We start from the raw sequence: 15725 nt of genomic DNA on the forward strand, positions 1-15725 counted from the left end.
GGCACACCGCACGACCCGGATCGCGAGCTGCCGTCCCCCGGGCAACCCCGGCGCCGCGCACTGCGTCACTTTCCGCGACGGCCCGCCGTACCCTGCGGGATACGGCCCGAGGGGAGTGCGCATGACGACCACCCAGCCCGGCGACCCGGCCCCAGCGGGTCCCCAGGGCACGGCCGTGCGTACCGGCCCGCGGCACAGCGCCGTGGTCGTCGGCGGCGGCCTGGCCGGCACCACCGCCGCCCTCGCGCTCGCCGACGCCGGTGTGCAGGTGACGCTCACCGAGGCCCGGCCCCGGCTCGGCGGCCTCGCCTTCTCCTTCAAGCGCGGCGAGTTGACCGTCGACAACGGTCAGCACGTCTTCCTGCGCTGCTGCACCGCCTACCAGTGGTTCCTGGATCGCATCGCCGCCCGGGACCTGGTCACCCTTCAGGACCGCCTGGACGTACCGGTGGTGGACGCCGCCAGCGGCCGGCTCGGAGTGATCGGCCGGGCCGCGCTGCCGGTGCCGCTGCACCTGGCGCCCAGCCTGGTCCGCTACCCGCACCTGTCGCTGCGCGAGCGCGCCTCGGTCGGCCGGGCCGCCCTCGCGCTGCGCCGGCTCGACCCGCAGGACCCGGCGCTGGACCGTGTCGACTTCGGCAGCTGGCTCGCCGCGCACGGCCAGTCGCCGCGCACGATCGAGGCGCTGTGGGACCTGGTGGGGGTGGCCACCCTCAACGCGACGGCCGGGCACGCCTCGTTGGGCCTGGCCGCCAAGGTCTTCAAGACCGGGCTGCTGTCCGACCCCGGCGCCGCCGACATCGGCTGGGCCGCGGCCCCGCTGGGCGACCTGCACGACGGCCGGGCGCGCGCGGCCCTGCGGGCCGCCGGGGTGCGGGTGCTGACCCGGGCGAGGGCCCAGGATGTGGTCGCCGACGCCGCCGGGGGCTGGCGTGTCCGAATCGATACCGGACCCGGCCGCGGCGAGGAACTGGCCGCCGGAACCGTGGTGTTGGCCGTTCCGCAGCGCGAGGCACACGGCCTGTTGCCCGCCGGCGCGCTGGAAGAACCCGAAATGCTGTTGCGGATCGGCACCGCGCCGATCCTCAATGTCCATGTGATCTACGACCGGCAGGTGCTCCAGCAGCCTTTCCTGGCTGCGCTGGGCAGTCCGGTGCAGTGGGTCTTCGACCGCACCGCGGGGGCGGGGCTGACCGGCGGTGGCCAGTACGTGGCGCTGTCCCAGTCGGCCGCGCAGGACGAGATCGACCTGCCCGTCGCCGAACTGCGGGCCCGCTACCTGCCGGAGCTGGAGCGAGTGCTGCCGGCCGCCCGCGGAGCCCGTATCCTCGACTTCTTCGTCACGCGTGAGCGCACCGCGACCTTCGCCCCGGAGCCGGGCGTGGGCGCCCTGCGCCCAGGTCAGGCCACCGCGGCGCACGGCCTGTTCCTGGCCGGGGCGTGGACCGCCACCGGGTGGCCCGCGACCATGGAGGGTGCGGTACGCAGCGGCCTGCACGCCTCCCGAGAAGCTTTGTCCGCCATCGGACTGTCCCGCGAGTACGACGTCCTGGAGGCGGCATGAGTGCAATTGGTGCGACAAGAGGAGAGAACGTGACCGCTGACAGCGTCAACGCGCTGCTGGAGAACGGCCGCATCCTGACCACCCCGGTGCTGCGTTCGGTGGTGGCTCGGCTTGCGCCGCCGATGGACACCGTCGCCTCCTACCACTTCGGCTGGATCGACCAGGCCGGCCTGCCCGCGGAGGGCGACGGCGGCAAGGCGGTGCGGCCGGCGCTCGCACTGCTGTCGGCCCAGGCGGCCGGCGCCCCGGCGGAGGCCGGTGTGCCCGGCGCCGTCGCCGTGGAACTCGTGCACAACTTCTCGCTGCTGCACGACGACCTGATGGACGGCGACGAGCAGCGGCGGCACCGCCACACCGTGTGGAAGGTGCACGGCCCCTCGCAGGCGATCCTCGTCGGCGACGCGCTGCTGGCGCTCGCCAACGAGCTGCTGCTGGAGCAGGGCACCGCCGAGGCCGGCCGGGCCACCCGCCGGCTGACCAGCGCCACCCGCAAACTGATCGACGGTCAGGCGCAGGACATCTCCTTCGAGCACCGCGAGCGGGTCACCGTGGCCGAGTGCCTGGAGATGGAGGGCAACAAGACCGGCGCGCTGCTGGCCTGCGCCTCCTCGATCGGCGCCGTCCTGGGCGGCGCCTCGGAGGCCGACGCCGACGCGCTCGAGGAGTACGGCTACCACCTGGGCCTGGCCTTCCAGGCGATCGACGACCTGCTGGGCATCTGGGGCGACCCGGAGACCACCGGCAAGCAGACCTGGAGCGACCTGCGTCAGCGCAAGAAGTCGCTCCCGGTGGTCGCCGCGCTCGCCGCCGGGGGCCCCGCGTCCGAGCGGCTGGGTGAACTCCTGCTGGCGGATGCGAAGAATCCGGAAAACGACGCCTTCAGCGAGGAAGAGTTCGCCCTGCGTGCGGCGTTGATCGAAGAGGCAGGAGGGCGGGAGTGGACGTCGGAGGAAGCGCGCCGGCAGTACGCGACCGCCATCGCCGCGCTGGACAAAATGGACATGCCGGATGAAATCCAGCGCAAGCTCGTGGGGCTGGCGGATTTTGTGGTGGTCCGCAACAAGTAACAAACCCAAGGTGGAGCGTATGACGTCGCCGGTCCCACTCACGTGACGGCGGACGGCCGCCCCCAACACCGCAGAAGTCTCAACTGCAAAGGGGAAGCCATGACAGCGACGACCGATGGCAGTCCAGGGACACCCACCCACCGGACACCTTCGGCCAGCAGCGCCTCGGCACAGGAGCCGGTTCCCGCCGGCTCCATCGAGGCGGCGGCGCAGCGTGCCGTGCAGCGCGCCGCAGAGCATCTTCTGGCACGGCAGCACCCCGACGGCTGGTGGAAGGGCGACCTCGAGACCAACGTGACGATGGACGCCGAGGACCTGCTGCTGCGCGAGTTCCTGGGCATCCGGGACGAGCAGGTCACCGCCGCCTCGGCCCGCTGGATCCGCTCCCAGCAGCGCGAGGACGGCGCCTGGCCGACCTTCCACGGCGGCCCCGGCGACCTGTCGGCCACCATCGAGGCGTACGTCGCGCTGCGGCTGGCCGGCGACAGCCCGGACGAGGCGCACATGGCGCTGGCCGCCAAGTGGTCGAAGGCCGAGGGGGGAGTGGCGGCCAGCCGGGTCTTCACCCGCATCTGGCTGGCCCTGTTCGGCTGGTGGAGCTGGGACGACCTGCCCGAACTGCCGCCCGAGGTCATCTTCCTGCCGAAGTGGATGCCGCTGAACATCTACTCCTTCGGCTGCTGGGCCCGGCAGACCATCGTGCCGCTCACCGTGGTCGGCGCCCACCGCCCGGTCCGCCCGGCGCCGTTCGGCATCGACGAGCTGCACGTCGACCCCGCCGACCCCAACCCGAAGCAGCGCAAGGCCCCCATCACCACCTGGGACGGCATCTTCCAGCGGCTGGACCAGGCGCTGCACCTCTACCGCCGGGTCAGCCCCCGCTCGGTGCGCCGCAGCGCGATGAACGCCTGCGCCCGCTGGATCATCGAGCGCCAGGAGGCCGACGGCTGCTGGGGCGGCATCCAGCCGCCCGCGGTCTACTCCGTGATCGCCCTGCACCTGCTCGGCTACGACCTGGAGCACCCGGTGCTGAAGGCGGGGCTTGAGTCGCTGGATCGTTTCGCCGTGTGGCCGGAAGAGGGCGTGCGGATGATCGAGGCGTGCCAGTCGCCGGTGTGGGACACCTGCCTGGCCACCATCGCGCTCGCCGACGCCGGGGTCGCCGCCGACCACCCCGCGCTGGTCAAGGCCGCCGACTGGATGCTCGGCGAGCAGATCACCCGGCCCGGCGACTGGTCGGTGCGCCGCCCGCAACTGGCGCCCGGCGGCTGGGCCTTCGAGTTCCACAACGACAACTACCCGGACATCGACGACACCGCCGAGGTGGTGCTCGCGCTGCGCCGGGTGGCGCACCCCGACAAGGGCAGGGTCGACTCCGCCATCGACAAGGCGGTGCGATGGAATGTCGGCATGCAGTCCAGGAACGGAGCGTGGGGCGCCTTCGACGCCGACAACACCAGTCCGTTCCCCAACCGGCTGCCGTTCTGCGACTTCGGCGAGGTGATCGACCCGCCGTCGGCCGACGTGACCGCGCACGTGGTGGAGATGATGGCCGCGCTCGGCCTGGAGCACGACCCGCACACCCGGCGCGGCATCGAGTGGCTGCTGTCGGAACAGGAGGACAACGGCGCCTGGTTCGGCCGCTGGGGTGTCAACTACATCTACGGCACCGGCTCGGCCGTGCCCGCGCTGGCCGCCGCCGGCCTCGGCCCGGAGCACCCGGCGATCCGCCGCGCCGTCGCCTGGCTGCACTCGGTGCAGAACGCGGACGGCGGCTGGGGCGAGGACCTGCGCTCCTACTCCGAGCGCGAGTGGATCGGCCGCGGCCACTCCACGCCCTCGCAGACGGCCTGGGCGCTGATGGCGCTGCTGGCGGCCGGCGAGCGGGGCGACAGCGTGGAGCGCGGGGTGCGCTGGCTCACCGAGAACCAGCTGCCGGACGGCTCGTGGGACGAGCCGTACTTCACCGGCACCGGCTTCCCGCGCGACTTCTCCATCAACTACCACCTGTACCGGATGGTCTTCCCGCTCACCGCGCTCGGCCGCTACGTGCGCTCCGAGCCCTTCGGGGCCGGCCACCGCGGTGCCCCCGCCCTGGCCGGCGCCGAGAAGACCGAGAAGACCGAGAAGGGAGCCTAGTTCGTGGGCCATCCCCGACCCCCGCTCCTGGTGGTGTGCGCCCTGCCGATCGAGCGCTTCGCGCTGCGCAGGGGCATCGCCAGGAGTGCCGCGGACCAGGTGACCGTGCTGCGCACCGGCATGGGACCCAAGGCCGCGGAAGGGGCCGTCGCCAGGGCCCTGCAGGACCCGGCGCTGCACGGCGCCTCCGTGCTCACCACCGGCTTCTGCGCGGGGCTCGCCCCCGGCATGCGGCCGGGCGACGTCGTCGTCTCCGACGACGGCCACGAGGCGGCGGCGCTCGCCGCCGCCCTCGAAACCACCTTGAAGGACACCCTGAAGGGCAGGGGTCCCACCGTGCACACCGGCACCCTGGCGGAGTCCGACCATGTCGTGCGGGGCGCCGAGCGCACCGCACTCGCGGCGACGGGTGCCATCGCCGTGGACATGGAGTCCGCCGCGATGCGGCGCGCCGCCCTCGCCGAGGGGGCAGGCCACATCGCGGCGGCCCGCGTCGTCGTCGACACGCCCGAGTTCGAACTCGTGCGGGTCGGAACGCTGCGCACCGGGATCATCGCATTCCGGGTGCTGAGAGATCTTGTCCCCGCCTTTCTCGATTGGCACCGCACTACCACGCTCCCCTGGAGGTGAGCCCGATGGCCATGCCGCTTCGTCAGACCGTCCGCGTCGCGTCGTACCTCTTCGAACAGAAAATGGTCCGGCGTCGCGAAAAGTTCCCGCTCATCGTGGAACTCGAGCCGCTCTTCGCCTGCAACCTCAAATGCGAGGGCTGTGGCAAGATCCAGCACCCCGCCGGCGTGCTCAAGCAGCGCATGCCGGTGGCCCAGGCCGTGGGGGCGGTGCTGGAGTCGGGCGCGCCCATGGTCTCGATCGCGGGCGGCGAGCCGTTGATGCACCCGCAGATCGACGAGATCGTGCGCCAGCTGGTGGCGAAGAAGAAGTACGTATTCCTTTGCACCAATGCCCTGCTGCTGCGCAAGAAAATGGACAAGTTCACACCCTCCCCTTACTTCGCCTTTACCGTGCACATCGACGGCATGCGGGAGCGGCACGACGAGTCCGTGGCCAAGGAGGGCACCTTCGACGAGGCCGTGGCGGCGATCAAGGAGGCCAAGCGGCGCGGCTTCCGGGTGACCACCAACTCCACCTTCTTCAACACCGACACCCCGCAGACCATCATCGAGGTGCTCAACTTCCTCAACGACGACCTCGAGGTCGACGAGATGATGCTCTCGCCCGCCTACGCCTACGAGAAGGCGCCCGACCAGGAGCACTTCCTGGGCGTGGAGCAGACCCGCGAGCTGTTCCGCAAGGCCTTCGGCGACGGCAACCGCCGCAAGTGGCGGCTGAACCACAGCCCGCTCTTCCTGGACTTCCTGGAGGGCAAGGCGGACTTCCCGTGCACCGCGTGGGCGATCCCCAACTACTCCCTGTTCGGCTGGCAGCGCCCCTGCTACCTGATGAGCGACGGCTACGTGCCGACCTACAACGAGCTCATCGAGAAGACCGACTGGGACAAGTACGGCCGCGGCAAGGACGAGCGCTGCGACAACTGCATGGCCCACTGCGGCTACGAGCCCACGGCCGTGCTCGCCACCATGGGCTCCCTGAAGGAGTCCATCCGGGCAGCGAGGGAGACCGTGGCGTCGAACCGCGCGAAGTGACGACCCCCCGATAAGCGGGTACGAGCCACCGGCAGCGGCGCATGTCGCCGTGCCGGTGGCTCGCGTACCCGCCGAGCACGCGCACTGCCACCGGCCGGGGAGCGGCCGGCGATCCACGCAATCCCGGCAGGAACGAGGTCCACACATGTCGATGCTGGAGACCATCAAAGGCCCGCGCGACCTGAAGGCTCTACCCGACGGCAGGCTCGACGAACTCGCCGCCGACATCCGCCACTTCCTGATCGAGGCGGTCGCCAGGACCGGCGGCCACTTGGGCCCCAACCTCGGGGTGGTGGAGCTGACGATCGCGCTGCACCGCGTCTTCGACTCGCCGGCCGACCGCATCCTGTGGGACACCGGGCACCAGTCGTACGTGCACAAGCTCCTCACCGGCCGTCAGGACTTCTCCAAGCTGCGCAGCAAGGGCGGCCTGTCCGGCTACCCCTCGCGGGCGGAGTCCGAGCACGACGTGATCGAGAACAGCCACGCCTCCACCGTGCTCGGCTGGGCCGACGGGCTGGCCAAGGCGAACCAGGTGACCGGCAGCGACCGGCACGTGGTCGCCGTCATCGGCGACGGCGCCCTGACCGGCGGCATGGCCTGGGAGGCGCTGAACAACATCGCCGCCGCCCGCGACCGCCCGCTGATCATCGTGGTCAACGACAACGAGCGCTCCTACGCCCCCACCATCGGCGGGCTCGCCAACCACCTGGCCACCCTGCGCACCACCGACGGCTACGAGCGCTTCCTGTCCTGGGGCAAGCAGGTCCTGCAGCAGACCCCGGTGATCGGCCAGCCGCTCTACGAGTCGCTGCACGGCGCCAAGAAGGGCTTCAAGGACGCCTTCGCGCCCCAGGGCATGTTCGAGGACCTGGGCCTGAAGTACCTCGGGCCGATCGACGGCCACGACATCGCCGCCGTGGAGTCCGCGCTGCGCCGGGCCGCCCGCTTCCACGGCCCGGTGCTGGTGCACTGCCTGACCGAGAAGGGCCGCGGCTACGCCGCGGCCGAGCAGGACGAGGCCGACCACTTCCACACCGTCGGCGCCATGGACCCGCTGACCTGCGCCCCGCTCGTACCCTCCGCCGGACCGTCGTGGACCTCGGTCTTCGGCCAGGAGATGGTGCGCATCGGCAGGGAGCGGCCGGACGTGGTGGCCATCACCGCGGCCATGCTGCAGCCGGTGGGCCTGGCGGGCTTCGCCGAGGCATACCCGGAGCGGGTCTTCGACGTCGGTATCGCCGAGCAGCACGCCGCGACCTCGGCCGCGGGCCTGGCCACCGGCGGGCTGCACCCGGTCGTCGCCGTCTACGCGACCTTCCTCAACCGGGCGTTCGACCAGGTGCTGATGGACGTCGCCCTGCACAAGTGCGGTGTGACGTTCGTCCTCGACCGGGCGGGTGTCACCGGTGTGGACGGCGCCTCGCACAACGGCATGTGGGACATGTCGATCCTCCAGGTCGTACCGGGCCTGCGCATCGCCGCGCCGCGCGACGCCGACCAGCTGCGGGCCCAGCTGCGCGAGGCCGTCGACGTGGACAACGCCCCCACCGTGGTGCGCTTCCCGAAGGAGACCGCGGGCGAGCCGGTGCCCGCCCTCGCCCGGGTGGGTGGCACGGACGTGCTGCACACGCCCGAAGGCGGCCTCGGCGAGGACGTGTTGCTGGTGTCGGTGGGCGCCATGGCGGGCACCTGCCTGTCGATCGCCGACCTGCTCGCCGGGCGCGGCATCGGCGTCACCGTGGTGGACCCGCGCTGGGTCAAGCCGGTCGACCCGGCGCTGACCGAACTGGCCGCACGGCACCGCATGGTGGCAGTCGTGGAGGACAACGGGCGGGCCGGCGGCGTCGGTTCGGCCGTCGCGCAGGCGCTGCGGGACGCGGGCGTGGACGTGCCCCTGCGCGACTTCGGCATCCCGCAGCAGTTCCTGGCGCACGCCAAGCGCAGCGAGGTGCTCGCCGACATCGGCCTCACCCCGGCCGAGATCGCCGGCTCGATCGGCGCCTCGCTGCTGCGGCTGCGGGCCCGCTTGAGCGCCGCCGAGCAGGCCGCCGACCCGGCCGCCAGGACCGGGGCCGACCCGGCCGTGCCGGCCCCCAAGAGCCCCGCGCATACTGCGGGGAGCAGCAGGAACGTACGCGAGGAGCAGGTGAGCGATGACAGCGTCTGAAGGGCCCGAAGCCTCCGCGGCCGGCGAGGGTGCCGAGGGTGCCCCCGGCCCGTCCGGCGGCAAGGACCCGGCGGGCGGGCCCCGCCCGTCGAAGGGCTTCGACCTGGCCACGCTGCTGGCCGAGCGTGGCGCCGAGCGGTACGAGCTCTACACCAAGCACCTGAACCACCAGCTGCCGCGGATGCTCCACACCATCGGCTTCGACCGCTTCTACGAGCGGGCCGAGGGGGCGCACTTCTGGGACGCCGAGGGCAACGACCACCTCGACATGCTCGCCGGGTTCGGCGTCATGGGCGTCGGCCGGCACCACCCGGTGGTCCGCAAGGCGCTGCATGACGTTCTCGACGCGGGGCTCGCCGACCTCACCCGCTTCGACTGCCCGCCGCTGCCCGGCCTGCTCGCCGAGCGGCTGCTCGCCCACTCCCCGCACCTGGACCGGGTGTTCTTCGGCAACAGCGGCACCGAGGCGGTGGAGACCGCACTGAAGTTCGCCCGCTACGCCACCGGCAAGCCGCGCGTCCTGTACTGCACCCACTCCTTCCACGGCCTGACCACCGGCTCGCTGTCGGTCAACGGCGAGGCCGGCTTCCAGGACGGCTTCGCGCCCCTGCTGCCGGACACCGCCGTGCCCGTGGGCGACCTGGACGCGCTCGCCAAGGAACTCAAGCGCGGCGACGTGGCGGCCCTGATCGTGGAGCCCATCCAGGGCCACGGCGTCTACATCCCGCCGGCCGGCTGGCTGGCCGGCGCCCAGGAGCTGCTGCGCAAGCACAAGGCGCTGCTGATCTGCGACGAGGTGCAGACCGGCCTCGGCCGCACCGGCGCCTTCTACGCCTACCAGCACGAGGAGGGCGTCGAACCGGACCTGGTGACCGTCTCCAAGGCGCTCTCGGGCGGCTACGTGCCGGTCAGCGCCACGCTGGGCAAGGACTGGATCTTCAAGAAGGTCTACTCCTCCATGGACCGGGTGCTGGTGCACTCCGCCAGCTTCGGCTCCAACGCCCAGGCGATGGCGGCGGGCCTCGCGGTGCTGTCGGTGCTCGAGGACGAGCGGCTGGTGGAGAACGCCCGGGTCACCGGCGACCTGCTGCGCACCCGCCTGGCCGCCCTCATCGAGCGCTACGAGCTGCTGAAGGAGGTGCGCGGGCGCGGCCTGATGATCGGCATCGAGTTCGGCCGGCCCAAGTCGCTGGGCCTGCGCAGCCGGTGGACGATGCTGCAGGCCGCGCGCAAGGGCCTGTTCGCGCAGATGGTGGTGGTGCCGCTGCTGCAGCGGCACCGCATCCTCACCCAGGTCTCCGGCGACCACGTGGAGATCATCAAGCTGATCCCGCCGCTGGTCTTCTCCGAGGCGGACGTGGACCGGTTCGTCACCGCGTTCACCGAGGTGATGGACGACGCCCACAACGGCGGCGGCCTGATGTGGGAGTTCGGCCGCACCCTGGTCAAGCAGGCGGTGGCCAACCGCTAGGGCGTACGGGGCCGTTGGGGCCCCGTACGGTCGCCGTCGGCACCGCTGGGGCCGTCAGCCCCCGTCGGCCGCTGTGAGCAGCCGGTCCCGCAGCGCCTCGCGGCGCTGCGGGGTCAGGCCGAGGCCCTCCTCCAGGTAGCGGTCGACGGTGCCCCAGCGCTCCTCGATGGTGGCGAACGCCGTGCGCAGGTACTCCACGCGGGCCTCGAAGAGGGTGGAGAGGAGCGTCCGGATCTCGGGGTCCATGGCCGCCCAGCTGGTGCCGTCGCCGCGCACCACCAGGTAGCGGCTGTGGCCGCCGTTGCTGCGCAGGTAGTCGGCCTCGATGGCGTCGCGCCGCACGCCGAGCGCGAGCAGGATGATCGCGATCGAGGTGCCGGCCCGGTCCTTGCCCGCCGCGCAGTGCAGCAGCGCCGGGACGGCCGGCTCGTCCGGCTCGGACAGCAGCGCGAGCATCCGCCCGTGCTCCTCGGTGCGCTCCAGGATCAGCCGGCGGTAGGCGTCCTGCATCCGGGCCTCGCCGCGGCCCCCGCCGAGCAGCTCGCGCAGGCTCGCCACGTCCCCGTCACGGACGATCTGCCAGAATCCCGAGCCCTCGGCGGGGTCGCTGAGCGGCATGTTGAGGTTGCGGGTGCCCGGCAGTTCGGCGTCGGGGCCCTCCAGGGCGATGTCGTCGCGGTTGCGGAAGTCGAAGACGGTGTGCAGGCCGAGGCCGGCGAGGAAGGCCGTGTCGGACGCCGTGGCGTGCGCGAGATGGCCGCTGCGGAACAGCACCCCGGAGCGCACCCGGCGGCCGTCCTCGGTGGGCAGCCCGCCCACGTCCCGGAAGTTGCGCACCCCGCTCAGATCCGGTCCCGATCCGCCGGGGGCCGACTGCTGGACTTCCTGCGTCACCGCGTCTCCTTCCGTGCATGTTCCGTGGGCGGCTGCCGGCTCGGGCAGCCCACCGCCGACGATACGGCAGCGCCGTACCGTGTTCCCGCCGGTCGCGGGTTCGCCTGGTGGGATGAATCACGTCGCGTCAAGGGCTCCTTACGGTCGCGTAGGTCACAGGCCGAGGAGGAAAATGACCCGATGTGGCTGACGATGCGCGGACTGAGCTTCCGGACCTGAGAGACGAACACGACACCCGAGACGCGAAGAACATCGAGCACACCGTGCCCCGCGGGCGGCCTGCGGGCGTACCCCCGATCGGGTCGTACACCGCCGTGGGCGACAGTTTCACCGAGGGGGTGGGCGACCCGGGACCCGGCGGCTGGATCGGCTGGGCGGACCGGCTGGCCGCCCTGCTCGCCGACCGCCACGCCGAGCATGCGCCGCCGGGCTCCTTCCGCTACGCCAACCTCGCCGTCCGCGGCCGGCTGCTGGACCGCATCGTGGCCGAGCAGGTGCCCCGGGCCGTCGAACTCGCCCCGGAGCTGGTCACCTTCTGCGCCGGCGGCAACGACATCCTGCGCCCCAGCGGCGACCCCGACCTGCTCGCCGAGCGCTTCGAGCAGGCGGTGGCGGCGCTGCGGGCGGTCGTGCCCACCGTGATGGTGTGCACCGGCTTCGACACCCGCGGGGTGCCCGTCCTCGGCCTGCTGCGCGGGAAGATCGCCACCTACAACGCGCACATCCGGGCGGTGGCCGACCGCTACGACTGCCCGGTGCTCGACCTGTGGTCGCTGCGGGCGATGCGGGACCGCAGGGCGTGGAGCGAGGACCGGCTGCACCTGTCGACCGAAGGGCACGTGCGGGTGGCGCTGCGGGCCGCCCAGGTGCTCGGCCTGACCCCGCCCGCCGACCCCGACCAGCCGTGGCCGCCGCAGGCCCGCCCGCTGCGCTCGCAGGTGCGCCGGGACAACATCCACTGGGCCCGCGAGCACTTGGTGCCCTGGATCGGCCGCCGGCTGCGCGGGGAGTCCTCGGGCGACGACGTGCTGCCCAAGCGCCCGGAGCTGGTCCCGCTGGAGCTCCCCGGCGCCGTGGAGGCGTGACCGGCGTCCCCGCGCCGGCCACGCCTCCTTCGGCGCCTCGTGCGCGCCTTTCGCCCGGAGCCCGCCGGCGTCCCCGCGCCGTGGGGCCCCTCCTACGTCAACAGGGCGGGCGGTGCACGGCCAGTTCGGCCCACACCACTCGCCCTGTTCCCTCCGCAGCGGGGTCGGATCCCCAGGCCGCCGCCAGCACGCTCACCAAGAGCAGCCCCCTGCCGCCCTCTTCGTCGTCCTGAGCCGCGTACGGCACCGGATCCCTGTCCCCGCACCCCTGATCGGTCACCTCGAGCCGTATGACGAGACCGGCGTCGTGCAGCGCGCAGGTGATCTTCTCGCTGTCGGTGTGCCGCACCGCGTTGGTGAACAGCTCGGTCACCACCAGACAGGCGTCGTCCCTCAGTTCGGCGCCCAGGCCCCATTCGCGCAGCCGTGCTCTGACCCGCCCGCGGGCGTCCGCCACGGACGCGCTCAGCGCGGGCAGCCGGAACACGTCACGGCGGCTGGGAACGCCGACACCTGACCGGCCGGTGTGCCGGCGGGCGTCAGTTGAAGGAACCACCCCGTAACTATGGGGCTCGCCCCCAACACATGGCAAGGTCCGAACTGTAATTTGCAGAATCAACAGAACATGCTGTCGTCATCGCTGACGTCATGACACACTGCTTCCCAGCCAAGGAAGTTGGAGGAGAGGCACGTGATGGACCCGCGGCCGGGTGGTGCTCCGACCGTCCTGCGCATGGTGCTCGGAAAACGCCTCCAGGACCTCCGGGAGAAGGCGGGCCTCAGCTTCGAACAGGCCGGCCGCGCCCTCGATGTGACCCACGCCACCATCCGCCGGATGGAGAAGGCCGAAGTCGGGCTCAAGATCCCCTACGTCGAGAAGCTCCTGACCACCTACGGCGTCACCTCCACCGAGGAGATCTCGGGCTTCCTCGCCCTGTGCCGCGAGGCCAACCGGCCCGGCTGGTGGCACAACTTCCGCGACGTCCTGCCCGAGTGGTTCAGCGCGTTCGTCAGCCTGGAGGGCGAGGCGTCGGTCATCCGGGCCTACGAGCCGCACTACGTGCCCGGACTGCTGCAGATCCCCAGCTACGCCGGCGCCGTCCTGCGCGCGGGCCAGCCCAACGCGACCGCCGAGGAGATCGACCGCCTGGTCACCCTGCGCATCGAGCGGCAGGCGCTGCTCACCCGTGCCGAGGCGCCCCTGCTGTGGGTGGTCATGGACGAGACGGTGCTGCGCCGCCCGATCGGCGGCCGGGCCGTCATGCGCGACCAGCTCGGCGCCCTCATCGAGGCCACGGAAGCGCCGAACGTGCGGCTGCAGGTGATCCCCTTCACCGCGGGACCGCACCCGGCCATGTACGGGCCGTTCCACATCTTCCGGTTCCAGGTCAAGGAAATCCCGGACATCGCCTACACCGAGAGCCTGGTGGGCGGCGCCTACTTCGACGACCGCGACGACGTGTCCGCGTTCCTTGAAGCCCTGGACCGGATGTGCGCGCAGGCAGCGCCGGCACAGAGCACCAAAGCCATCCTCGATGGCATGCGCAAGGAGATCTGAACGATGGATCGCGTCACCAACGACAGCGTCTACAACGGGATGCCCGCCGCCGAACTCGGTGCGGACGGCTGGCGGAAGCCGTGGAGCGGCGGCAACGGCGGCAGTTGCGTCGAGGCCAAGCGGCTCAACGACGGACGGGTGGCGCTGCGCCAGTCGACCGACCCGGACGGACCGGCACTGATCTACACCAACCACGAGATCACCAGCTTCATCCAGGGCGCCAAGGCCGGCGCCGCGGACTTCCTGCTCGGATGAGGCGGCACCTCGTGCGCCCCGGCGCGCACCACGACCCGGCGGCGGCCGTCCCGGCCGCCGCGACGGCACGGCGGCAGGCCCGGTGGAGGACGGCGTGAGCGACGGTTTCCCGGCCCGAGAGATCGACACCAGCCGGCCGCACCCGGCCCGTATGTACGACTACTACCTGGGTGGCAAGGACAACTACGAGGTGGACCGGGAGGCCGCCCAGAGCGTCATCGACGTCTTCCCCGACATCGTGCCCACCACCCGCGCCAACCGGGCGTTCATGCACCGCGCGGTGCGCCTGCTGGCCGAGCGGGGCATCCGGCAGATCGTCGACATCGGCACCGGCATCCCCACCTCGCCCAACACCCACGAGGTGGCCCACGCGGTGTCCCCCGACGTCCGCGTCGCCTACGTCGACAACGACCCCATCGTGGCCACCCACGCCGGGGCCCGGCTGCTGGGCGCGGACCACACCGGCTTCGTCCTGGCCGACCTGCGCGACCCCCGGGCGGTGCTGGGGCACCCCGCCATCGGCGAACTCATCGACCTCGACCAGCCGGTGGGGCTGCTGATGGTGGCCGTCCTGCACTTCCTGACCGACGCCGAGGACCCCGTGGGCCTCGTCGCCGCCTACCGCGAGGCGCTGCCCGCCGGCAGCCTGCTCGTGCTCTCGCACGCCACCGGCGACTTCCACCGGCACGACCACGGCATCGACCGGGCGCGCGACGTCTACCAGGACAAGAAGGCCACCGCCACCGTCACCACCCGCACCCGGGAGGAGATAGCCGCCCTCTTCGACGGCTTCGAGATGGTGGACCCCGGCCTGGTGCAGCTCCCGCTCTGGCACCCGGACGGGCCCGTGCCCGGACCGGAGGAGCTGCGCCACATCGGCGTCTACGGGGGCGTGGCCCGCAAGCCCTGACCCCAGGGGCGGGCCCGCCCGCCCCTCCCCACCTTCCAGCCGGACCCAGCCGGCCGGGCACCATGAGCACCACCGGACAGAACAGGCACCACCAGGCGATGAACCGCAAGCGGAGGACGGCGTGAGCGACCAGGGATTCCCCGCCACCGAGATCGACACCAGCCGACCGCACCCGGCCCGCATGTACGACTACTTCCTCGGCGGCAAGGACAACTACGAGGTGGACCGCGACGCCGCCGACCGCGTCCTCGACGTGGTCCCCGACGTCGTGCGCATGGCCCGCGCCAACCGCGACTTCCTGCGGCGCGCGGTCCAGTACCTCGTCGAGGACGGCATCCGGCAGATCATCGACATCGGGACCGGCATCCCGACGTCGCCCAACACCCACGAGGTGGCGCACGCGGTCTCGCCCGACGTGCGGGTGGCGTACATCGACAACGACCCGATCGTGGCCACCCACGCCGGGGCCCGGCTGCTCGGGGCGGCCAACACCGGTTTCTTCCTCGCCGACATGCGCGACCCGCAGAGCATCCTCGAACACCCCACCATCAGCGCGCTCATCGACTTCGAGCAGCCGGTGGCCGTGATGCTCGTCTCCGTGCTGCACTTCATGACCGACGCCGAGGACCCGGCCGGCATGATCGCCACCCTGCGGGCCGCCCTGCCCGAGGGCAGCCGCCTCGTCGTCTCGCACGCCACCGCCGACTTCCACGGCAACCTGTCGGCCGAGGTCGCCGAGGTCTACCAGAAGGCCACCGCCTCGCTGACCCCGCGCAGCCACGCCGATGTGCTGCGCCTCTTCGAGGGCTTCGAACTCGTCGACCCCGGCCTGGTCCAGGTCCACCACTGGCGCCCGGAGACCGAACCCGACGAGGACGAGGAGCCGGTGGGCGTGTACGGGGCGGTGGCCCGCAAGATCTGACGGGTCGTGTATCGCTGCATACGACT

The 15725-nt window shown here is 72.0% G+C and carries 14 protein-coding genes; 12 read left to right on the forward strand and 2 right to left on the reverse strand.

The window, feature by feature from the left end; all coding sequences use genetic code 11:
- Positions 1–121: 121 nt before the first annotated feature.
- The 7 genes from hpnE to BLR33_RS31935 all read left to right on the forward strand — a co-directional run bounded on the left by hpnE (position 122) and on the right by BLR33_RS31935 (position 10075).
- Positions 122–1564 carry a hydroxysqualene dehydroxylase HpnE gene (hpnE, locus tag BLR33_RS31905; protein ID WP_093788147.1) on the forward strand — a complete coding sequence of 481 codons (1443 nt, stop codon included), beginning with the start codon at positions 122–124 and terminating at the stop codon, positions 1562–1564.
- Positions 1561–2631 (forward strand): polyprenyl synthetase family protein, encoded by a 1071-nt coding sequence (locus BLR33_RS31910; protein WP_093788148.1) that lies wholly within the window; start codon positions 1561–1563, stop codon positions 2629–2631. The genes hpnE and BLR33_RS31910 overlap by 4 nt, the downstream gene beginning before the upstream one ends.
- Positions 2632–2730: 99 nt before the next feature.
- Complete coding sequence (shc, locus tag BLR33_RS31915) at positions 2731–4770, forward strand: squalene--hopene cyclase (protein WP_093788149.1); 2040 nt, start codon at positions 2731–2733, stop codon at positions 4768–4770.
- A gap of 3 nt (positions 4771–4773) precedes the next feature.
- Positions 4774–5400, forward strand: coding sequence for a phosphorylase family protein (locus BLR33_RS31920; RefSeq protein WP_093788150.1), 627 nt, complete (start codon positions 4774–4776; stop codon positions 5398–5400).
- A gap of 5 nt (positions 5401–5405) precedes the next feature.
- Positions 5406–6434: an adenosyl-hopene transferase HpnH gene (hpnH, locus tag BLR33_RS31925; protein ID WP_093788151.1), complete on the forward strand. Its 1029-nt coding sequence runs from the start codon at positions 5406–5408 to the stop codon at positions 6432–6434.
- Between the two features lie 145 nt (positions 6435–6579).
- On the forward strand, positions 6580–8604 hold the full coding sequence (gene dxs / locus BLR33_RS31930) for a 1-deoxy-D-xylulose-5-phosphate synthase (protein WP_093788152.1): 2025 nt from the start codon (positions 6580–6582) through the stop codon (positions 8602–8604).
- Entirely contained in the window at positions 8591–10075 is a 1485-nt protein-coding gene (locus BLR33_RS31935) for an aspartate aminotransferase family protein (RefSeq protein WP_093788153.1), read from the forward strand. Before dxs ends, BLR33_RS31935 begins: the two co-directional genes overlap by 14 nt.
- Positions 10076–10129: 54 nt before the next feature.
- Here the strand turns inward: BLR33_RS31935 and BLR33_RS31940 are convergent, their stop codons facing one another.
- Positions 10130–10969 carry a tyrosine-protein phosphatase gene (locus tag BLR33_RS31940; protein ID WP_093788154.1) on the reverse strand — a complete coding sequence of 280 codons (840 nt, stop codon included), beginning with the start codon at positions 10967–10969 and terminating at the stop codon, positions 10130–10132.
- 263 nt (positions 10970–11232) lie between these two features.
- Here BLR33_RS31940 and BLR33_RS31945 point away from each other — a divergent pair, with 263 nt between their 5' ends.
- Entirely contained in the window at positions 11233–12054 is an 822-nt protein-coding gene (locus BLR33_RS31945) for an SGNH/GDSL hydrolase family protein (RefSeq protein ID WP_093788169.1), read from the forward strand.
- Positions 12055–12151: 97 nt separating this feature from the next.
- On the opposite strand, the gene BLR33_RS31950 is transcribed toward BLR33_RS31945, so the two are convergent.
- A complete protein-coding gene (locus tag BLR33_RS31950) occupies positions 12152–12610 on the reverse strand; it encodes an ATP-binding protein (RefSeq protein ID WP_245771803.1) in 459 nt (152 codons plus the stop codon).
- A gap of 177 nt (positions 12611–12787) precedes the next feature.
- On the opposite strand from BLR33_RS31950, the gene BLR33_RS31955 reads away from it, so the two are divergent.
- From BLR33_RS31955 to BLR33_RS31970, 4 genes are all read left to right on the forward strand, one after another.
- The gene (locus BLR33_RS31955; protein WP_176930702.1) at positions 12788–13612 is read left to right on the forward strand and encodes a helix-turn-helix domain-containing protein; all 825 of its coding nucleotides are present in this window, start codon (positions 12788–12790) and stop codon (positions 13610–13612) included.
- 3 nt (positions 13613–13615) lie between these two features.
- Positions 13616–13867: a DUF397 domain-containing protein gene (locus BLR33_RS31960; protein ID WP_093788156.1), complete on the forward strand. Its 252-nt coding sequence runs from the start codon at positions 13616–13618 to the stop codon at positions 13865–13867.
- A gap of 94 nt (positions 13868–13961) precedes the next feature.
- Positions 13962–14777, forward strand: a complete 816-nt coding sequence (locus BLR33_RS31965; protein WP_245771804.1) for an SAM-dependent methyltransferase — start codon at positions 13962–13964, stop codon at positions 14775–14777.
- A 121-nt stretch (positions 14778–14898) separates the two neighbouring features.
- Positions 14899–15699, forward strand: a complete 801-nt coding sequence (locus BLR33_RS31970) for an SAM-dependent methyltransferase (protein WP_093788158.1) — start codon at positions 14899–14901, stop codon at positions 15697–15699.
- Positions 15700–15725 lie beyond the last annotated feature (26 nt).

Source organism: Actinacidiphila guanduensis (genome assembly GCF_900103985.1).
GTDB lineage: Bacteria > Actinomycetota > Actinomycetes > Streptomycetales > Streptomycetaceae > Actinacidiphila > Actinacidiphila guanduensis.